The organism is Sphingomonas ginsenosidivorax, assembly GCF_007995065.1.
Taxonomy (GTDB): Bacteria; Pseudomonadota; Alphaproteobacteria; order Sphingomonadales; family Sphingomonadaceae; genus Sphingomonas; species Sphingomonas ginsenosidivorax.
This window is the reverse complement of sequence record NZ_VOQR01000001.1, coordinates 3,617,626-3,637,320: the sequence shown is the minus strand read 5'-3', so window position 1 is coordinate 3,637,320 and position 19,695 is coordinate 3,617,626. Positions and strand designations below refer to the sequence as shown.

Sequence of the window (19,695 nt, the reverse complement as noted above, 5' to 3'; positions counted from 1 at the left end):
TCGTCGACGACGTCGCCTCCGTCACCAGACCTCACTCCGCCGCGAACACGCCCTTCAGCTTCGCGAAGAACCCCTGGCTCGCCGGGCATTCGTCGCCCGTCTCGGTCTCGCGGAACGCCTCGAGCAATTCCTTCTGGCGCAGCGACAGCCGGGTCGGCGTCTCGACGTCGATCTGGATCACCAGGTCGCCGTGGCCGCGGCCCTGCAGCACCGGCATGCCGGCGCCGCGCTGGCGGAGCTGCTTGCCGGACTGGATCCCGGCGGGGATCTTGACCTCGTGGTTCTGCCCGTCGAGCCCGGGGATCGACAGCGATCCGCCCAGCGCCGCGACCGTGAAGCTGACCGGCGCACGCGCGAACAGCGTCGTGCCCTCGCGCTCGAACAGGCGGTGCTTGGCGACGTGGAGGAAGATGTAAAGGTCGCCCGCGGGCGAACCGCGCGCGCCGGCCTCGCCTTCGCCGGTCAGGCGGATCCGCGTGCCCTCGTCGACACCCGGCGGCACGTTGACGCTGAGCGTCTTGGTCTTCTCGACGCGGCCCTCGCCGCGGCAGTCCGGACACGGGTCGGCGATCACCTGGCCTGCGCCGGCGCAGACCGGGCAGGCGCGCTCGACGACAAAGAAGCCCTGCTGCGCGCGGACCTTGCCGTGGCCGCCGCAATGCTGGCACGTCTTCGCGCGCGTGCCGGGGCGTGCGCCCGAGCCGTCGCAGGTATCGCATGGTGCCGACACGTCGACGGTGATCTCGGTCGCCTTGCCGTGATACGCCTCGTCGAGCGTGACCTCCATGTCGTAGCGCAGGTCCGCACCGCGCCGCGCGGCCGTGCGGCCACCGCCGCGCTGCCCGCCGCCCATGAATTCGCCGAAGACGGATTCGAAGATGTCGCCGAAATCGCCGAAGCCCTGGCTCTGCTGGCCGCCGCCGCCATTCTGGAACGCGGCATGGCCGAAGCGGTCATAGGCCGCGCGCTTCTGCGGGTCCTTGAGGCAGTCATACGCCTCGCTGACCGCCTTGAACTTCGATTCGGAGTCCTTGCACCCCGAATTCTTGTCGGGGTGATATTTCATCGCGAGCTTGCGATAGGACGACTTGATCGTCCCCGCATCCGCGGTCCGCTCGCATTCGAGCAGTTCGTAATAATCGACCTGGGTACTCATACTTCGCCCCCGCGCGCGCCACCCCCGTCACCCCAGCCTACGCTGGCATGACGGGGGGTCGGCATAGGTTTTACGCCTTGTTGTCGTCGACTTCCGAGAATTCGGCGTCGACCACATCGTCGTCCTTCTTCGCGGTGTCGCCACCGGCGTCGGGCGAGGCATCGGCCTGCGACTGCTTCTCGTAGATCGCCTGGCCGAGCTTCATCGCGACCTGCGCGAGCGCGTTGCTCTTCTCGGTCATCGCGTCGGGATCGCCACCCTCGACCGCCGCCTTGGCAGCGTCGATCGCGGTCTGGATCTCACCCTTCAACGCGTCGTCGACCTTGTCGCCATTGTCCGCAAGCTGGCGCTCGGTGGTGTGGATCAGGCTCTCGGCGTTGTTCTTCGCCTCGGCTGCCGCACGGCGCTTCTTGTCGTCCTCGGCGAACTGCTCGGCGTCGCGGACCATCTGGTCGATGTCGCTGTCCGAGAGGCCACCCGACGCCTGGATGCGGATCTGCTGCTCCTTGCCGGTGCCCTTGTCCTTGGCCGACACGTTGACCAGGCCGTTGGCGTCGATGTCGAACGTGACCTCGATCTGCGGCACGCCGCGCGGTGCCGGCGGGATGCCGATCAGGTCGAACTGACCCAGCATCTTGTTGTCCGCCGCCATCTCGCGCTCGCCCTGGAACACGCGGATCGTCACCGCGCCCTGGTTGTCGTCCGCGGTCGAGTAAGTCTGCGACTTCTTGGTCGGGATCGTCGTGTTGCGATCGATCATCCGCGTGAACACGCCACCCAGCGTCTCGATGCCGAGCGACAGCGGCGTCACGTCGAGCAGCAGCACGTCCTTGACGTCGCCCTGCAGCACGCCCGCCTGAATCGCGGCGCCCATCGCCACGACCTCATCCGGGTTGACGCCGGTGTGCGGCTCCTTGCCGAAGAACGCCTTCACGGCCTCGCGGACCTTCGGCATGCGCGTCATGCCGCCGACGAGGACGACTTCGCTGATGTCGTCGGTCTTCAGGCCGGCATCGGCGAGCGCCTTCTTCATCGGGTCGATCGTGCGCTTGATCAGATCGTCGACCAGCTTCTCGAGGTCCGCACGCGTGATGTTGCGCACCAGATGCTTCGGACCATTCTGGTCGGCGGTGATGAAGGGCAGGTTGACCTCTGTCGACGCGGCCGAGCTGAGCTCGATCTTCGCCTTCTCGGCGGCTTCCTTCAGACGCTGCAGGGCGAGCTTGTCCTTCGACAGGTCGATGCCCTCGTCCTTCTTGAAGCCCTCGGCCAGATATTCGACGAGCTTGTTGTCGAAATCCTCGCCGCCCAGGAAGGTGTCGCCGTTGGTGGCCTTCACCTCGAACACGCCGTCGCCGATCTCGAGGATCGAGACGTCGAACGTGCCGCCGCCCAGATCGTAGACCGCGATCGTCTTGCCGTCCTGCTTCTCGAGGCCGTAGGCGAGCGCAGCCGCGGTCGGCTCGTTGATGATGCGCAGCACCTCGAGACCGGCGATCTGGCCGGCGTCCTTGGTCGCCTGGCGCTGGGCGTCGTTGAAATAGGCCGGGACGGTGATGACCGCCTGCGTGACCGTCTCGCCGAGATACGACTCCGCGGTCTCCTTCATCTTCTGCAGCGTGAACGCCGAGATCTGCGAGGGCGAATAATCCTTGCCGCCGGCCGAGACCCACGCGTCGCCGTTCGGGCCGCGCGCGATCTTGTACGGGACCAGCTCGGTGTCCTTCTTGGTGATCGGGTCGTCGAAGCGGCGACCGATCAGGCGCTTCACCGCGAAGATCGTGTTGTCGCCGTTGGTGACCGCCTGGCGCTTGGCCGGCTGGCCGACCAGTCGCTCGCCGTCCTTGGCGAAGGCGACGATCGACGGCGTCGTGCGCGCGCCTTCCGCATTCTCGATCACCTTGGGCTTGCCGCCCTCCATCACCGACACGCAGCTGTTGGTGGTCCCGAGATCGATGCCGATTACTTTAGCCATGAGTTCTAACTAGCCCCTCACAAACGATAAAAAAATAACCGGTCCCACCCCGTTACGGCGGTGGAACCAATTGGATGATGGGCGCGATATAGGTGGGCCCGCGCTTGTCGCAAGATTGTACCGCACGTAAGGAACGCAAGAGGCTAATGCGGAGCTGATTATGCGTAGCGTTCTGGCACTGGGACTGATGGGCGGGCTCGCGAGCCTGCTCACCGCGTGCGAGCAGCCCGCCGAGCTGGCGGTCGACCATGCCTGGGTCCGCCTTGCCGCGGTGCCCGGACGCCCTGCGGCGGCGTATTTCACGGTCCATGGCGGCCCCGCCCCCGCGACGCTGATCTCGGTGACCACCGACGTCGCGATCAAGTCCGAGATGCACGAGACGATGACCAAGGGCGGCATGGCGCAGATGGCGCCGCTGCAGCGCGTCGAGATCCCGGCGAACACCGACGTCGCGTTCAAGCCCGGTGGCCGGCACGTCATGCTGTTCGACGTGAACCCGGGGATCGCGCGCGGCCGCAAGATCGACTTCACCTTCGCGTTCGCGGACGGCACGCGCATCCTGCACAATGCGGATGTGATCGCGGCGGGCGATCCGGGCGGCCAGTGACGTGCGGCCAGTGACGGACGGCCAGTGAAGCGCGGCCTGACTGATGGCGAGACCGCGCTCGCCGCCTCGGTCTTCGGCGATGCGATCGATTACGCGCAGGTCGGCCTGGCGCGCCGCAAATGGGCGTTCTTCCAGCCGCGCGACACGGTGATGGCCCCGCGCGGCTGCATCCATTTCCACCCCAAGGGCGATCTGTGGTGCGACGATTTCGCGCATGCGCATCTCGACCAGCAGGGGCTGTTCATCCACGAGATGGTGCACATCTGGCAGCACCAGCGCGGGATCTGCCTGCCGCTCGTCCGCCATCCCTGGTGTCGCTACGACTATGCGCTGCGGCCGGGACTGACGCTCAAGCGCTACGGTATCGAGCAGCAGGGCGAGATCGTCCGCCACGCCTTCCTGTTGCGGAAGGGGGCGAAGGTGCCCGGCGCGCCGCCGCTGGCGCAGTACGAGACGCTGCTGCCGTTCAGGCCCCCATCTCCGTCATCCTGACGAAAGTCAGGATCCAGAGCCACGAACGGCGCGCGCGGAACTCTGGATCCTGACGAACGTCAGGATGACGAGGAAGCGATCAGATCCAGCGGCGCCCATCCGCACCACTGCAGCCATAAGGCGGCAGCTGACCCGGGAAGCGCGCCTGCATTGTGTGGCAGCCCCAGGCCCGCATCGGCGCCGGCGCATAGCCGTTCAGCGCGATCCCGACCTCGTCATAGGGGCTCTCGCCGCGCGCGACGTACATGTACCACCGCCCGCCGAACATCACGACGGCGGCGACGAGAACGACGCAAACGACCTGGAGTAGTTTTTGCATGAGAACCCTTTTTGTAAATAAGGGCGTCCCGTTGCAGGCAATGGCGATCACATACAACCGCCGATGCGGCGGCCCGAAGCCTGCCGCATCGGCGCGGATCCGCCGGATTACAGCGCGTCGAAATCGATAGGTCGTGTCCGATCAAGCGCTTGCGGTGCCTCCGGCATCGGATATTTCAGCCCGGTCGCGCAGTTGAACAAAACGACATCGTCCTCCTCGTCGACCAGCCCGGTGTGCAGCGCCTGCGTATAGGCCGCCAGCGTCGCGCCGCCTTCGGGGCACAGCAGCAACCCGTCCTTCTTCGCGCAGGCCTCCACCGCGGCCAGGATCGCCGGATCCCCGACCGCCAGCGCCTGCCCCCCGGACTCCCGCACCGCGCGGAGGATCAGGAAGTCGCCGACCGCCTTGGGCACGCGGATCCCCGCCGCCACCGTCGCGGCATCCTCCCAGCGCTCGGCATGCTCCAGGCCCTCTTCGAACGCCTTGACGATCGGCGCGCAGCCGCTCGCCTGCACCGCGAACATCTTCGGGCGCTCGGAGCCGATCCAGCCGAGCTTTTCCAGCTCGTCGAACGCCTTCCACATCCCGATCAGCCCGGTGCCGCCGCCGGTCGGGTAGAAGATCGCCTTGGGCAGCGTCCAGCCGAACTGCGCAGCCAGTTCCAGCCCCATCGTCTTCTTGCCCTCGATCCGGTACGGCTCCTTGAGCGTCGAGAAGTCGAACCAGCGCCCTTCCGCCGCGCCCTTGCCGACGATCGCGCCGCAATCGTCGATCAGCCCGTTGACTCGCCACACCCGCGCGCCCTGCATCGCGATCTCGCGGACGTTGATCTCGGGCGTGTCGTCGGGGCAGAACACGATCGTCTCGATCCCGCACCGCGTCGCATAGGCGGCGAGCGCCGCGCCGGCATTGCCGTTGGTCGGCATCGCGATTCTGGTGACGCCGAGTTCCTTCGCCATCGCCACCGCCATGACGAGCCCGCGCGCCTTGAAGCTGCCGGTGGGCAGCCGCCCCTCGTCCTTGACGAGCACGTTGGGGCCACCGGATTTCGGGATAGGCACCAGCGGCGTCTCGATCTCGCCCAGGCTGACGATATTGCCGGTATGCCGCACCGGCAGCAGCTCGCGCCACCGCCACAGATCGGTCGGCCGGGTCTCGAGCATCCGCTTCGGCAGCGAGGCGCGCACCGCCTCCAGATCGTAGCGCACCAGAAGCGGCCGCCCGGCGCGCGACAGCCCGTGCAGCTGGTCCGCCTCGTAGCGCTCGCCCGTGATCGAACATTCGAGATGCGTGACGAAGGTCGCGCGGTCGGCGGTGAGGTTCGAATTCACCACGTGCCACCCAGATCCGCGATCGCCTTCAGCAGCGCGCGCTTGCTGGGCGTGCGGCGGTTGCCAGCGTTGCGTGGCACGACGAGGTCACCTGCCGCAGCCTTGCGCTGCGCCATGTCGGCGGCAAAAATCTCAAAGGGGATCGCCTTCGACATCTTCGATTCGATAGTCACCAGCGGTTTCCTCGATAATTCGGTGCGCGAGATACGCCCTATCGATATCCGTGTGAAGAACCAGCATTGCCCTCGCCTGGCCGCGCATTTCCGGGGCGGTGCCCGAAGCAAACTGCCCCATGCGATCGGCGATCATGTCCTCGACCGAGATGATCGAAGCGGTGCCCTCCGTTCCGAAATCGAGGACCAGCACGCGTTTGCGGTCCGCCAGACCATCGAGCAGCCGCGTCGACACGACCTCGAATGAAAGCATCAGATCGGGATGAACCCAGCCCCGTGTCGCCATGCCGGGACCCGAAGGTTTCACAAAACCCAGGCTGCGCAACGCCGCTTCAAACGCCCCCTGACGAGCGGTGACGACATCGAAATCGCCCGTGGCGATGGCGCTCGCGGTAAAGATTTCAACCGCCGCGCCACCGACGAGGATTGGCGCCTCATACCCCTGCGCAATCAGCAATTTACTCGCACGCGCAAATACGCGGAGCGCCGTCTCGAATTCGGGGCGATAGGGTGTCATCGCCCCGACCTCCGCTCACCCCGCCTTGGCGACCGCCACGAGCGCCGGCCGAAGCAGCCGGTCCTTGATCATGTACCCGGTCTGCATCTCCTGGACGATGGTGCCCGGCGGCTGGTCGCTCGGCATTTCGAGCATCGCCTGGTGCTTGTTGGGGTCGAGCATCTCGCCCATCGCCGCGATCTTGGTCAGGCCGTGGCGCTGGAACACGCTGTCGAGCTCGCGGCCGGTCGCCTCGAGGCCGGTCACGAGGCCCTTCATCTTCTCGTCGTCGCGCAGCTCGGCGGGAATCGCGGACAGCCCGCGGGCGAGGTTGTCGGCGACCGACAGGATGTCGCGGGCGAACGCGGTCGCGGCATAGGCGCGCGCGTCCTGCGCTTCCTTCTCGGCGCGGCGGCGGACGTTCTGCACCTCGGCCTGTGCGTAGAGGACGTTCTGCTTGGCCTCGGCGAGCTGGTTCTCCAGCTCGACGGTGCGATCCTGCTCGGCGACTTCGGGCGCGGCGTCGGCGGTCTCTTCGCGCAGGTCGGCCGGTGCGTTCTGGTCGGTATCGGTCATGTCAGTCCCTGTAATAGTGGCCCGCTCAACCCATCAACCGGGCGAGCGTTGCAGCCGTGAAATCCACCATGGGCACGACGCGCGCATAGTTCAACCGCGTGGGGCCGATCACCCCCACCACGCCGACCACCCGCCCATCGAGCCCGCGAAACGGCCGGGCGATCACCGAAGACCCTGAAAGCGCGAACAATTTCGTCTCCGCGCCGATGAATATCCGGGTCGCGTCGCCCGCCCGCGCGCTGTCGAGCAGCGACGCCACTTCCTGCTTGCCCTCGAGGTCGTCGAGCAGGTCGCGGACTCGGTCGAGATCGGCCGCCGCCGCTGCATCGATCAGCCGGCCCTGCCCGCGCACGATCAGCACCGGCCGCCGGTTCGCATCCTCGCTCCATACCGCGAGGCCACGCTCGATCAGTGTGCGCGCGACCCCGTCGATCACCGCGCGCCCGTCCGCCAGCTCGCGCTCGATCCGCCCGCGCGCCTCGGCCAGCGTCAGCCCGCCCAGCGTGGCGGTCATGTAATTGCCCGCCTCGACCAGTGCGGACGGGCTCATGCCCGGCGGCAGGTCGATCACGCGGTTCTCGACCGACCCGTCCTCGCTGACCAGCACCGCCAGCGCCTGCTGCGCCGATAGCGGCACGAACGCCAGCTGCCGCAGCGTCGATTCGCGCTTGGGCACCATCACCAGCCCCGCACACGCCGACAGTCCCGACAGCGCCAGCGTCGTCGCGGCGAGCGCTTCCTCGACCGGGCCACCGACCCCGGCGCGCGCCTCGATCGTCTGGCGCTCCTCGATCGAGGGCTCCATCGCCTGCATCATCCCGTCGACGAACAGCCGCAGCCCCCGGTCGGTCGGCATCCGCCCCGCGCTGGTATGCGGGGACGCGAGCAGCCCCAGCCCCTCGAGCTCGCCCATCACCCCGCGGATCGACGCGGGCGACAGGCTCAATCCGGCGAGCTGCGCGATCGTCTTCGATCCCACCGGCGTCCCGCTCACGAGATAGCTGTCGACGACCGCACGGAAAATGTCGCGCGCGCGGTCGGTCAGTTCGGTGACGGGCGGGGCCATGACTCTGATCTAGGGCGGATCGACCACCGCAAAAAGAGGTAATCCGAATGCGGATCCACCCCGCGCCTGCCGTCATCCTGACGAAAGTCAGGATCCAGAGCCATGCAGGACCGCACCCGGTTACCCTGGATCCTGACTTTCGTCAGGATGACGGGGGTGGTTGGGCTGGCGAGCGACCAAACGAAAGGCTAGGCAGCGGGTAATCACTCACTCCCGTTAGGATACCGACCATGCGCCCATCCGGCCGCGCTCCAGACCAGATGCGCACCATCACGATCGAGCCCCGCTTCACCAAACATGCCGAGGGCTCCGTGCTGATCGGCTTCGGCGACACCAAGGTGCTGGTCACCGCCAGCGTCGAGGAAAAGGTCCCGCCGTTCATGCGCGGCAAGGGCGAGGGCTGGGTCACCGCCGAATACGGCATGCTCCCGCGCGCCACCAACACGCGCAACAACCGCGAGGCCGCCAAGGGCAAGCAGTCGGGCCGCACGCAGGAAATCCAGCGGCTGATCGGCCGCAGCTTGCGCGCCGTCACCGACCTGAAGCTGCTCGGCGAGCGCCAGATCGTGATCGACTGCGACGTGATCCAGGCCGATGGCGGCACCCGCACCGCATCGATCTCGGGTGGCTGGGTCGCGCTGCGGCTCGCGATCGACGGGCTGCTCGCGAGCGGCAAGCTCACCGCCGACCCGCTGACGCAGAAGGTCGCGGCGATCAGCTGCGGCATCCATCAGGGCACGCCCGTACTCGACCTCGACTATATCGAGGATTCGAATGCGGATGCGGATGCGAACTTTGTCCTGCTCGAAAACGGCAACATCGCCGAGGCGCAGGCGACCGCCGAGGGCGCGACCTATGACGAGGAGGCCTTGCTCCGCCTGCTCCGCCTCGCGCGCATCGGCTGCAGCGACATCTTCGCCGCGCAGGACAAGGCCGTGAAGGCATGAGCGGCGAAGGCGACATCCCCCAGGCGATCCGCAAGCTCGCCCCCGGCAAGCTCGTCATCGCCAGCCACAACAAAGGCAAGGTCCGCGAGATCGCAGCGCTGCTCGAGGGCCGCGGCCTCGACGTCGTCTCGGCCGCCGAGCTCGACCTGCCCGAGCCCGCCGAGACCGGCACGACCTTCTTCGCCAATGCCGAACTGAAGGCGCGCGCCGCCGCCGACCTGTCGGGCTACCCCGCGCTCGCCGACGACAGCGGGCTGTGCGTCGATGCGCTGGGCGGCGATCCAGGCGTCTACACCGCGGACTGGGCGGAAACGCCGACCGGCCGCGACTGGAACCTGGCGATGCAGAAAGTCGAGGACGCAGTCCAGGCCAAGGGCCTCGACGTCAGCCGAGCTGCGCATTTCGTCAGCGTGCTCGCGCTCGCCTGGCCCGACGGCCATGTCGAATGGTTCGAAGGCCGCGCCGACGGGACGCTGGTGTGGCCGCCGCGCGGGACCGTCGGATTCGGCTACGACCCTGTCTTCCAGCCGCTCGGCCACGACCAGACCTATGCCGAACTGCCGCACGAGACCAAGAACGCGATCAGCCACCGCAACGCAGCGTTCAAGCTGATGGAGGCTGCGGTCTTTTAAAGCCGGGGCGCCCGCCCCGCTCCCCCGTCACCCCAGCGAAGGCTGGGGTCTCCCGTTACCGGCCACCCGGCCTGAACCGGGAGATGCCAGCCTTCGCTGGCATGACGATAAGGGGTGGGCCCAAATCTTCGCGCCCTCAATACACCCGCTCACCCACGACATTCCCCGGCGGCGCATAGCGGCACACCAGATAATCCTCGCCCCGGCTGCTCGCCATCGCGCACCCGACCTGCGTCGAGTCCCGCCAAACGATCTGCGTATAGTGCGCGACGTCCTCCCACTTCCCCGTTCGGCTGAACGCGGGCGTGACGCCGTCCACGAAGTCCTTCCGCTCGGCGAGCCAGTGCCCGATCATCTCGGAATAGGCATAGGCGTAGCGCGTGCCGGTCCAGAGGTTCTCGCCCTCGCGACCCGGCCCCATCGGCTGCACCGCATGTTCGAACCGCCCGGTCCGCGCCATCGTCTCGGCGTAGCGCGCGGCACTCGCCGCCAGCGTGTCGCTCCAGGCGAGCGGCGCGACACCCGCCGCAGCGCGCGCAGCGTTGTGGCCGTTCATCATCGCCGCCTTGAGCAATCCCGCCCCGCGCGGCGCGGGCACGTCGGTCGCGGCGCGCTCGACCACGCGCTCGGGCCCCTGCGCACAGCCGGCCAGCAAGAGCGCCATCGCCAGTCCCAGAGCCTTCACGCTTCCCTCCGCCGGCCACCGCGACCATATGCGCGAGATAATGCTCCCCGCCCAAACACCAAGCCCAGACCCCGCCGCAGATCTGGCGCTCTACGTCCATTGGCCGTTCTGCGTGTCGAAATGCCCCTATTGCGACTTCAACAGCCATGTCCGCGAACAGGTCGACCAGGCCGCGTGGCGCACCGCGCTGCTCGCCGACCTCGCGCACGAGGCGGCCGTGCTGCCCGGGCGGAAACTCCAGTCGATCTTCTTCGGCGGCGGCACGCCTTCGCTGATGCCGCCCGAGACGGTCGCGGCGATCCTCGACGCGGCGGAGAAGGCCTGGGGGTTCGCCGATGGCATCGAGATCACGCTGGAGGCCAACCCCTCCTCGGTCGAGGCCGCGCGCTTCGCCGATCTCGCGCGCGCCGGGGTTAACCGCGTGTCGCTCGGGCTGCAATCGCTCGACGACGAGGCGCTCGCGTTCCTCGGTCGCGCGCACGACGTCAACGAAGGCCAGGCCGCGCTCGCGGTCGCGCAGAGCGTGTTCCCGCGCGTCAGCTTCGACCTGATCTACGCGCTCCCCGGCCAACGCCTCGCCGACTGGCGCGCGCAACTCGCCCGCGCGCTGTCGTTCGGGACCGAGCATCTCTCGCTCTACCAGCTCACGATCGAACCCGGCACGCGCTTCGCGACCGAGGCGCTCGCAGGGCGGATCACCATCCCCGACGGCGACAGCGCCGCCGACCTGTTCGAGGCGACGCGCGCCGACGCCGCCGCCGCGGGGCTCCCCGCCTACGAGACCTCGAACCACGCGCGGCCCGGCGCCGAGAGCCGCCACAATCTCGCCTACTGGCGCTACCAGGATTATGCCGGCATCGGCCCCGGCGCGCATGGCCGGCGCGGCGGCCTCGCGACCGTGCGGCGGAAGAAGCCCGAAAACTGGCTGGGCGCGGTCGAGCGCAACGGCCACGGGCTCGAGCTCGAGGACCCGCTGACCCCGTCGACGCGCGCCACCGAGGCGCTGCTGATGGGCCTGCGCCTGACCGAAGGCGTCGACCTCGACCGCATCACGCGCTTGAACGGCGGAGTCGTGCCGGTCGACCTCGCGGCGGTCGCGCGACTCGAAGCGCTGGGCCTGATCGCGCGCACCCCCGGCCGCCTGCGCGTCACCGAAGCCGGCGCGCTGCTGCTCGACGCGATTTTGCCGGAGATCGTGACGGCGTAGTAACGGCCCGCTACCCCCAAACCGTCACCCCAGCGAAGGCTGGGGTCTCTCGCGGATCAAGCGGCGCCCCCGACGCACGAGATCCCAGCCTTCGCTGGGATGACGACAGGGCAGGATTACCCCCCGAACCCGGTTGGCGCCGGCGACACCACGCTGGTCGTGCCCCCGCGGATCTCCTTCACCTCGAGCGCACGCTCGGCGATGCTGTCGCGCCCGAAGCGGAACGCGCCGTCGATTCCCGAAAAGCCGTCGCCATCGCGCAGCCGACCGACCGGGAACGCCGTCCCCGGCCGCCAGTCGCGCGCGATCCGCACCGTCAGCAGCACCGAATCATAGCCGATGCTCGACAGCCGGTACGGCCCGCTCCCGAACCGCGCGCGGTATTTGGCGGCATATTGCCGGTACAGCGTGTCCGACACCGCCGCATACCATGCCCCCGCCAGCGCCGGCTTGGCCGCCAGCGCGGTCTCCGAATTCCACAGCTCGGTGCCGAGAATCCGCGTCGACGCGCCCGCGCCGCGCTTCACCAGCCCCGCCGCCTGTGCCGCGGTCGCGCCGCTGTCGGCGACCAGCACCGCGTCGTACGGCGCCTTCGCCGCCAGCCGCGCCGCCGCGCCGGTCACGCCGCCCGCGGTCCGCGCATAGGTCTGCAGCGAGACGACCTGGCCGCCCGCGCCCTCGACCGCGCGCAGGAACGCGGTCGACGCGCGCTCGCCGTACAGCCCGTTCGGGACCAGCCCGGCGAAATTGCTGACGCCGCGGCTTTTCGCGAAGTCGACGACGCGCGAAATCGACTGGGTCGGCGCATAGCCCATCAGGAACACACCGTTCCCGGCCACGCCCGAATCGTTGGAGAAGCTGATCACCGGCACCTTGGCCGCCTGCGCGATCGGTGCGACCGCGCGGACGTCGTCGGCGAGCAACGGCCCCAGGATCAGCTGCGCGCCGTCGGCGATCGCGCGCTGTGCCGCCGCCGCCGCACCCGTCGCGGTGTCGTAGTTGGTGATCCGCACGCGCTGGTTCTGCGTATCCAGCAGCGCGAGCATCGTCGCGTTGGCGATCGAGGTGCCGACGCCGGCGTTGCCGCCCGACAGCGGCACCAGCAGCGCGACGCGGTTGCGTTCGGCATCGCGCGGGATGCCGGCCTCGACGCCGATCGGTCCCTCCGCAGCGGGCCGGGTCGTCGGCCGCGCTTGCGACGACGTCACCGGCCCCTTGGGCACGATCGTCTGGCACGCCGCGAGCAGGCCGCCCGCTGCAATCACGATCCAGCGGGCGACACCTCGCCCGCGTTGCGATATCGATGCCTGAGCCATGACCATCCCCCAAAATCCTCTCGAACCCGGCCTCTACATCGTCGCGACGCCGATCGGCAATCTCGGTGATCTGACGCCGCGCGCCGCCGACGTCCTGTCGCGCGCCGACGTCATCGCGGTCGAGGACAGCCGCGTCACCGCGAAACTGCTCCACCATATCGGCATCAAGCGCCCGATGACGCCCTATCACGACCACAGCGCCGAGGGCGTCCGCCCCGGCCTGATCGCCCGCATGGCGACCGAGGCGGTGGCGCTCGTCTCCGATGCCGGCACGCCGCTCATCTCCGACCCCGGCTTCAAGCTGGTCCGCGACGCGCGCGCCGCCGGGCATCTGGTCGTGACGATCCCGGGCCCTTGCGCCGCGGTCGCAGCCCTGACGCTCGCCGGCCTGCCCACCGACCGCTTCCTGTTCATCGGCTTCCTGCCCTCGAAGGCGCACGCCCGCGCCGAAGCGATCGCCGAGATCGCCGCGATCCGCGCGACGCTGGTCCTCTACGAATCCGGCCCCCGCCTCGCCGCCAGCCTGTCCGCGCTCGCCGAGGGCCTGGGCGACCGCGACGCCGCGGTGACGCGCGAGATCACCAAGAAGTTCGAGGAAGCGGTGACCGGCACGCTCACCCAGCTCGCCACCCGCTACGCCGACGCCCCCCCGCGCGGCGAGATCGTCATCGTCGTCGCCCCGCCCGGCGAAGCGCCGCCCGCGAGCCAGGACGACGCCGACACCGCGCTCGCCGAGGCACTGACCCGCCTGTCGACCGGCCAGGCGGCGAGCGAAGTCGCGAAGAAATTGGGCCTCGACCGCAAGACCCTCTACGCGCGGGCGCTCGAGATGAAGGGCTAACTCCCCTCCCACTTGTGGGAGGGGTTGGGGGAGGGCATGTCCAGTGCGGTGACCCACACCCCCTCCCCTGGCCCCTCCCGCAGGCGGGAGGGGAATACGCGCAACCGCCAGGCCGCCGAAGCCGCGGGCCGCCGCGGCGAGCGACTCGCGGGCTGGTGGCTGCGGCTGAAGGGCTGGCGCATCCTCGACCGCCGCGTCCGCACCCCCGCCGGCGAAGTGGACCTCGTCGCGCGCAAAGGCTCCCTAGTCGCTTTCATCGAGGTGAAGACGCGTGCCACCGCCGCCGAACTCGACTTCGCGATCGACGAGCGTCGCCTCGCACGCGTCGCTGCTGCCGCGGAGTATCTGATGCCGACCTATGCCGGCCCGAGCGACGACATCCGCGTCGACGTCATCCTGCTCGCGCCGGGCACGCGGCCGCGGCATATCGAGAATGCGTGGCAGCCCTAGCGCGGGTGACAGCGGAACACCCGCCGCCTACATCGCGTTCACACAATCCGTCACCCCAGCAAAGGCCGGGGTCTTCGTGGGGAGGGCATCCGGCCCGACCTGAGAGACCCCGGCCTTCGCTGGGGTGACGCATGAAAGGTTTGCCATGCCCCTCACCGTCGCCGTCCAGATGGACCCGATCGCCGACATCAACATCGTCGGCGATTCGACCTTCGCGCTGATGCTGGCCGCGCAGGCCCGCGGCCATGCGCTGTTCCACTACGGCGCCGAGGACCTGAACTACCGCGACGGCCGCGTCTGGGCGAAGGCGCATCCCGTCACCGTGCAGCGCGTCGAGGGCGACCATTTCAGCTTCGGCGAACCGGTCCAGCTCGACCTCGGCGACGAGGCCGATGTCGTGCTGATGCGGCAGGATCCGCCGTTCGACCTCGGCTACATCACCGCGACGCACCTGCTCGAGCGCATCGCCGACAAGACGCTCGTGGTGAACGATCCGGCGAACGTCCGCAACGCGCCCGAAAAGGTGTTCGTGCTCGACTATCCGCAGTTCATGCCGCCGACGCTCGTCACGCGCAGCCTCGACGAGGCGCGCGCGTTCCTCGCGGAGCACGGCGCGATCGTCGTCAAGCCGCTCCACGGCAATGGCGGCAAGGCGATCTTCAAGGTCGAGTCCGACGGCGCCAACCTGTCCGCGCTGATCGAGGTCTTCAACATGACCTGGCGCGAGCCGCACATGGTGCAGGCGTTCCTTCCCGACGTGGCAAAGGGGGACAAGCGCATCGTGCTGGTCGACGGCGAGGTCGCCGGCGCGATCAACCGGCTGCCCGGCGAAGGCGAGATCCGCTCCAACCTCGCGGTCGGCGGGTCGGCGGAGAAGACCGCGCTGACCGAGACCGAGCGCGAGATCTGCGCGGTGCTCGGGCCCGAACTCAAGAAGCGCGGGCTGCTGTTCGTCGGGATCGACGTGATCGGCGGCAAGTGGCTGACCGAGATCAACGTCACCTCGCCGACCGGGATCGTCGCGATCGAGCGGTTCGACGGCACCGATGTCGCCGGCATGATCTGGGACGCAATCGAGAAGAAGGTGCGTGCTTAACGTAGCGCTTCCCGTTCGCGGGACGTGGAATCCTTTCTCCCCTCCCGCTCGCGGGAGGGGCCGGGGGTGGGCTCGCGCCATCCGCACCAGCTTCCGCCGAGATCGCGAGCCCACCCCCTACCCCCTCCCGCAAGCGGGAGGGGGTTCCCCAGAAACTCTCCTTCCGCTTGCGGGAGGGGGTTCCCCAGAAACTCCCCTTCCGCTTGCGGGAGGGGTCGCCCCTGAAACTCCCCTCCCGCTTGCGGGAGGGGTTGGGGGAGGGCCTGTCCAGACACGCCGCCCCCCGCCCGCGGACACGCCCTCCCCTACCCCCTCCCGCACGCGGGAGGGGAACAGGTGACCGAGTTCATCCTCAACCTGATCGCCTGGGGCGGCTATATCGGCATCTTCCTGCTGATGGCGCTCGAGAACATCGTGCCGCCAGTGCCGTCCGAGGTCATCATGGGCCTGGGCGGGATGGCGGTCGCACGCGGCGACATGGGGCTGGTGCCGCTGGTCGCCTGGGGCACCGCGGGGTCGGTCGCGGGCAATTATTTCTGGTACTGGCTCGGCCGCAACATCGGCTACGAGCGCTTCCGCCCGTTCATCGCGAAGCACGGCCGCTGGCTGACGCTCGAATGGCGCGACGTCGAGCGCCTCCACGCCTTCTTCCTGAAGCGCGGGATCTGGGTGGTGTTCGTGTTCCGCTTCATGCCGACCTTCCGCACCGTCATCTCGCTGCCGGCGGGGATGACCTGCATGCCGCTCTGGAAATTCCTGCTCTGGACCGCGGCGGGCACCGCGATCTGGAACACCGTGCTCGCCTATGCCGGGATCGCGATGGGCGCGCATTTCCGCCAGCTCGACCGCTATGTCGGCCCGGTCGCGGTGGCGATCATGGCGGTGATCGTGATCGGCTATGTCTGGCGCGTGCTCACCTGGAAGCCGAAGGGCTGACGTCCGGAGCCGCACGCGCGAACAGCAGCGTCGGCGCATCGCGGTAGGTGGCGTCGGCGACGCGGACATAGCCCATCTTGCCCGCGAGCCCGATCGACGCCGTGTTGGCCGGATCGATGATGCACACCGTCCGCGCGATCCCCTGCGCATCCGCCCAGCCGAGCGCGGCCGCCACCGCCTCGCCGCCGAACCCCCGGCCATGCGCCCAGGAACACAGCGCCCAGCCCATCTCCGGCGTCCCCTCGAACGACGGCACCGTGTCGCGGCGCGAATCCATCAGGCCGACCGACCCGGCGATCCGCCCGCTGGCGCGCTCGCGGATCGTCCAGTTGCCATAGCCGACGACCTGCCAATGCCCGATATGGCGCAGCACCCGGTGCCACGTCTCTTCCCGCGTGAAGGCCCGCCCGCCGATCATCGCATAGACCAAGGGGTCCGCCCACATCGCGGCGAAATCGGGCAGGTCGGCCGGGTCGGGTCCTTCGAGCGTCAGCCTTGCAGTGGTGAGGACCGGGGGCGTCATCCGAACAGGGTATGACGAAACGTCCCACCGGGCAAAAGCGGCTTCTCGACGTTCGCGGATTGCGATAGTCGAAGGCCATGGCATCGACGATCACCTGCGACGTCGCGATCGTCGGCGGCGGCCTGGCAGGCGGGCTCGTCGCGCTCGCGCTGAAGGGCAAGCATCCCGCGCTCGACGTGCGGCTGATCGACACCGACAGCGTCGTCGGCGGCAACCATATCTGGTCGTTCTTCGGCAGCGACGTAGCCCATGCGCACCGCTGGATCGTCGAGCCGCTCGTCGCGCATGCGTGGGAGGGATACGACATCGCCTTCCCGCACCACGCCCGCACGATCGACGAGCGCTATTATTCGATCCGCAGCGAGAAGCTGGACGCCGCGGTCCGGCGCGCGTTGCCGTCCGAAGCGCTGCTGCTGGGCCGCAAGGTGCTGGGTGTCAGCGCGACCGCGGTGGTGCTCGCCGATGGCGACCGTATCGAGGCCAAGGGCGTGATCGACGCGCGCGGTCCGGGCGACCTGTCGACGCTGTCGCTCGGCTGGCAGAAGTTCGTCGGCCGCGAACTCGCGTTGTCGGCCCCGCACGGCGCACCCCAGCCGCGCGTGATGGACGCCACGGTCGAACAGATCGACGGCTATCGCTTCGTCTATTGCCTGCCGTTCACAGACGACCGGATGTTCGTCGAGGACACCTATTACAGCGACACCCCCGACCTCGACGTCGCGGCGCTGACCGCGCGGATCGACGCCTATGCCGCCGCGCGCGGCTGGGCGGTCGATGCTGAGGGCCGGATCGAATCGGGCGTGCTGCCGGTCGTGTGGGGCGGCGATTTCGACGCCTATTGGCGTTCGAGCGGCGTGACGATCGCCAAGGTCGGGATGCGCGCCGGGCTGTTCCACCCGACCACCGGCTACTCGCTGCCCGACGCGGTGCGGACCGCGGCGCTGCTCGCCGACCGCCGCGACTTTTCGGGGTCCGCGCTGTACCAGGTGACGCACGGTCTCGCCCGGAAGACCTGGGCGCAGCGCGGCTTCTACCGGATGCTCGACACGATGTTGTTCCGCGCCGCCGAACCCATGGAACGCTATCGCATTCTCGAGCGCTTCTACACGCTATCGCCGCGTCTGATCGGCCGCTTCTATGCGGGCAACTCGACCCTGATCGACAAGGCCCGTATCCTTACCGGCAAGCCCCCCGTTCCCATCTCGCGCGCGATCCGCGCCATCGCAGGCAGTATGAAACCATGAAGACAGCGATCGTCATCGGTGCAGGGTTTGGCGGACTGGCGCTCGCCATCCGGCTGCAATCGGCCGGCGTGCAGACGACGATCGTCGAGAGCCGCGACAAGCCCGGCGGCCGCGGCTATTTCTGGGAGCGTGCCATCGACGAAGGCACCTTCACCTTCGATGCCGGGCCGACCGTCATCACCGATCCCGATTGCCTGCGCGAGCTCTGGGCGCTGTCCGGCCGCGACATGGCCGAGGACGTGACGCTCGATCCGGTGCTCCCCTTCTACCGGCTCAACTGGCCCGACGGGACCAATTTCGACTATACCAACGACGACACGCTGATGCGCTCGGAGATCGAGCGGCTGCACCCCGGCGACTGGGAGGGGTATCTCAAGTTCCTCGATTACTCCGCCGGCGTGTTCCGCGAAGGCTATGAGAAGCTCGGCCATGTCGCGTTCCTCGACTTCGGGTCGATGATCAAGGCGGCGCCGTCCCTCGCCAAATACCAGGCGTGGCGCTCGGTCTATTCGATAGTGTCGAGCTTCGTGAAATCGGAGAAGCTGCGCGAGGCGCTGTCGTTCCACACGCTGCTCGTCGGCGGCAATCCGATGACGACGAGCGCGATCTACGCGCTGATCCACAAGCTCGAGCGCGACGGCGGCGTCTGGTTCGCGCGCGGCGGCACCAACCGGCTGGTCGCCGCCCTGGTCACGCAGTTCGAGCGTCTTGGCGGCGTGCTGCGCCTCGACGACCCGGTGACGTCGATCGAGACGCTCGGCGACCGCGCCACCGGCGTCACCTGCGCCAGCGGCTGGTCGGGCACCGCGGATGCGATCGCGGCGAACAGCGACATCATGCACACCTATCGCGACCTGCTCGCCACCTCACGCAGTTCGCAGCGCAAGAAGGCGTCGCTCGAGCGCAAGAAGTACAGTCCCTCGCTGTTCGTCGTGCATTTCGGGATCAAGGGCACCTGGCCGGGCATCCCGCACCACATGATCCTGTTCGGGCCGCGTTATAAGGGGCTGCTCGAGGACATTTACGACCACGGCGTACTGGCAGAGGACTTTTCGCTCTATTTGCACCACCCGACCGTCACCGATCCGAGCCTCGCGCCCGAGGGTCACTCGACCTTCTACGCGCTGGCCCCGGTGCCGCACATGGGCAAATTCCCGGTCGACTGGGACGAGATCGCGCCGATCCTCGAAAAGCGCATCCTCGACGAGATCGGCCGGCGGCTGATCCCCGACATCCACGACCGGATCGTGACCAAGTTCTCCTACGCGCCGAACAACTTCGCCGAAGACCTGAACGCGCATCTGGGCTCCGCCTTCAGCCTCGAACCGGTGCTGACGCAGAGCGCCTATTTCCGCGTCCACAACCGCGACGAGGCGATCCCCAACCTCTACTTCGTCGGCGCCGGCACGCACCCCGGCGCCGGCATCCCCGGCGTCGTCGGCAGCGCGAAGGCCACCGCACGGCTTATGCTTGAGGAAGAACGGTAGGTTTGGTTCGCGCAGAGGCGCAGAGGACGCAGAGATGTCTTGGTCGTCGCGAAGCGACCTTGCGCCAAGCTGCGTTGTAAAGACGGACGCCCGTCCCGGGTGAAACGACTCTGCGTTCTCTGCGCCTCTGCGCGAACCAA

Annotated in this window: 22 protein-coding genes; 11 read left to right on the top strand and 11 right to left on the bottom strand. The window is 68.4% G+C overall.

Going from position 1 to position 19,695, the window contains the following annotated elements; genetic code table 11:
• Positions 1–31 precede the first annotated feature (31 nt).
• Both dnaJ and dnaK read right to left on the bottom strand, forming a co-directional pair.
• Positions 32–1,156, bottom strand: a complete 1,125-nt coding sequence (gene dnaJ / locus FSB78_RS16675) for a molecular chaperone DnaJ (RefSeq protein ID WP_147083669.1) — start codon at positions 1,154–1,156, stop codon at positions 32–34.
• Positions 1,157–1,226: 70 nt separating this feature from the next.
• Positions 1,227–3,131, bottom strand: a complete 1,905-nt coding sequence (gene dnaK, locus FSB78_RS16670) for a molecular chaperone DnaK (RefSeq protein ID WP_147083668.1) — start codon at positions 3,129–3,131, stop codon at positions 1,227–1,229.
• Positions 3,132–3,291: 160 nt separating this feature from the next.
• On the opposite strand from dnaK, the gene FSB78_RS16665 reads away from it, so the two are divergent.
• Complete coding sequence (locus FSB78_RS16665) at positions 3,292–3,738, top strand: copper chaperone PCu(A)C (protein ID WP_199743210.1); 447 nt, start codon at positions 3,292–3,294, stop codon at positions 3,736–3,738.
• Between the two features lie 24 nt (positions 3,739–3,762).
• On the top strand, positions 3,763–4,230 hold the full coding sequence (locus FSB78_RS16660) for a vgr related protein (RefSeq protein WP_147083667.1): 468 nt from the start codon (positions 3,763–3,765) through the stop codon (positions 4,228–4,230).
• Positions 4,231–4,309: 79 nt separating this feature from the next.
• Here FSB78_RS16660 and FSB78_RS16655 read toward each other — a convergent pair whose 3' ends face one another.
• From FSB78_RS16655 to hrcA, 6 genes are all read right to left on the bottom strand, one after another.
• Positions 4,310–4,549, bottom strand: coding sequence for a hypothetical protein (locus FSB78_RS16655; protein ID WP_147083666.1), 240 nt, complete (start codon positions 4,547–4,549; stop codon positions 4,310–4,312).
• A gap of 107 nt (positions 4,550–4,656) precedes the next feature.
• On the bottom strand, positions 4,657–5,880 hold the full coding sequence (locus FSB78_RS16650) for a threonine synthase (RefSeq protein WP_147084280.1): 1,224 nt from the start codon (positions 5,878–5,880) through the stop codon (positions 4,657–4,659).
• Positions 5,877–6,035, bottom strand: coding sequence for a hypothetical protein (locus FSB78_RS19340; RefSeq protein ID WP_199743209.1), 159 nt, complete (start codon positions 6,033–6,035; stop codon positions 5,877–5,879). Before FSB78_RS19340 ends, FSB78_RS16650 begins: the two co-directional genes overlap by 4 nt.
• Positions 6,013–6,570 (bottom strand): hypothetical protein, encoded by a 558-nt coding sequence (locus FSB78_RS16645; protein WP_147083665.1) that lies wholly within the window; start codon positions 6,568–6,570, stop codon positions 6,013–6,015. The genes FSB78_RS19340 and FSB78_RS16645 overlap by 23 nt, the downstream gene beginning before the upstream one ends.
• A 15-nt stretch (positions 6,571–6,585) precedes the next feature.
• A complete protein-coding gene (gene grpE / locus FSB78_RS16640) occupies positions 6,586–7,125 on the bottom strand; it encodes a nucleotide exchange factor GrpE (RefSeq protein ID WP_147083664.1) in 540 nt (179 codons plus the stop codon).
• A gap of 25 nt (positions 7,126–7,150) precedes the next feature.
• Positions 7,151–8,191 (bottom strand): heat-inducible transcriptional repressor HrcA, encoded by a 1,041-nt coding sequence (gene hrcA, locus FSB78_RS16635; protein ID WP_147083663.1) that lies wholly within the window; start codon positions 8,189–8,191, stop codon positions 7,151–7,153.
• 230 nt (positions 8,192–8,421) lie between these two features.
• Here hrcA and rph point away from each other — a divergent pair, with 230 nt between their 5' ends.
• A complete protein-coding gene (gene rph, locus FSB78_RS16630) occupies positions 8,422–9,138 on the top strand; it encodes a ribonuclease PH (protein ID WP_147083662.1) in 717 nt (238 codons plus the stop codon).
• Positions 9,135–9,770, top strand: a complete 636-nt coding sequence (gene rdgB, locus FSB78_RS16625) for an RdgB/HAM1 family non-canonical purine NTP pyrophosphatase (RefSeq protein WP_147083661.1) — start codon at positions 9,135–9,137, stop codon at positions 9,768–9,770. Before rph ends, rdgB begins: the two co-directional genes overlap by 4 nt.
• A gap of 136 nt (positions 9,771–9,906) precedes the next feature.
• Here the strand turns inward: rdgB and FSB78_RS16620 are convergent, their stop codons facing one another.
• Positions 9,907–10,455, bottom strand: a complete 549-nt coding sequence (locus FSB78_RS16620; RefSeq protein ID WP_242008359.1) for a CAP domain-containing protein — start codon at positions 10,453–10,455, stop codon at positions 9,907–9,909.
• Between the two features lie 28 nt (positions 10,456–10,483).
• Between FSB78_RS16620 and hemW the strand changes: the two genes are divergently transcribed.
• A complete protein-coding gene (hemW, locus tag FSB78_RS16615; RefSeq protein WP_422396718.1) occupies positions 10,484–11,662 on the top strand; it encodes a radical SAM family heme chaperone HemW in 1,179 nt (392 codons plus the stop codon).
• A 116-nt stretch (positions 11,663–11,778) separates the two neighbouring features.
• Here the strand turns inward: hemW and FSB78_RS16610 are convergent, their stop codons facing one another.
• On the bottom strand, positions 11,779–12,978 hold the full coding sequence (locus FSB78_RS16610) for a penicillin-binding protein activator (RefSeq protein WP_147083660.1): 1,200 nt from the start codon (positions 12,976–12,978) through the stop codon (positions 11,779–11,781).
• Here FSB78_RS16610 and rsmI point away from each other — a divergent pair.
• The 4 genes from rsmI to FSB78_RS16590 all read left to right on the top strand — a co-directional run bounded on the left by rsmI (position 12,977) and on the right by FSB78_RS16590 (position 16,301).
• Positions 12,977–13,819 carry a 16S rRNA (cytidine(1402)-2'-O)-methyltransferase gene (rsmI, locus tag FSB78_RS16605; protein WP_147083659.1) on the top strand — a complete coding sequence of 281 codons (843 nt, stop codon included), beginning with the start codon at positions 12,977–12,979 and terminating at the stop codon, positions 13,817–13,819. The genes FSB78_RS16610 and rsmI overlap by 2 nt on opposite strands.
• Before the next feature lie 48 nt (positions 13,820–13,867).
• Entirely contained in the window at positions 13,868–14,269 is a 402-nt protein-coding gene (locus FSB78_RS16600) for a YraN family protein (RefSeq protein ID WP_242008357.1), read from the top strand.
• A 145-nt stretch (positions 14,270–14,414) separates the two neighbouring features.
• Positions 14,415–15,365, top strand: a complete 951-nt coding sequence (gene gshB / locus FSB78_RS16595) for a glutathione synthase (protein WP_147083657.1) — start codon at positions 14,415–14,417, stop codon at positions 15,363–15,365.
• Between the two features lie 336 nt (positions 15,366–15,701).
• Positions 15,702–16,301, top strand: a complete 600-nt coding sequence (locus tag FSB78_RS16590; RefSeq protein WP_147083656.1) for a DedA family protein — start codon at positions 15,702–15,704, stop codon at positions 16,299–16,301.
• On the opposite strand, the gene FSB78_RS16585 is transcribed toward FSB78_RS16590, so the two are convergent.
• Positions 16,279–16,824, bottom strand: coding sequence for a GNAT family N-acetyltransferase (locus tag FSB78_RS16585; RefSeq protein ID WP_147083655.1), 546 nt, complete (start codon positions 16,822–16,824; stop codon positions 16,279–16,281). The two genes, FSB78_RS16590 and FSB78_RS16585, sit on opposite strands and share 23 nt — an antisense overlap.
• A gap of 77 nt (positions 16,825–16,901) precedes the next feature.
• Between FSB78_RS16585 and crtY the strand changes: the two genes are divergently transcribed.
• Both crtY and FSB78_RS16575 read left to right on the top strand, forming a co-directional pair.
• Positions 16,902–18,068 carry a lycopene beta-cyclase CrtY gene (gene crtY / locus FSB78_RS16580; RefSeq protein ID WP_147083654.1) on the top strand — a complete coding sequence of 389 codons (1,167 nt, stop codon included), beginning with the start codon at positions 16,902–16,904 and terminating at the stop codon, positions 18,066–18,068.
• On the top strand, positions 18,065–19,555 hold the full coding sequence (locus FSB78_RS16575) for a phytoene desaturase (RefSeq protein WP_147083653.1): 1,491 nt from the start codon (positions 18,065–18,067) through the stop codon (positions 19,553–19,555). Before crtY ends, FSB78_RS16575 begins: the two co-directional genes overlap by 4 nt.
• Positions 19,556–19,695 lie beyond the last annotated feature (140 nt).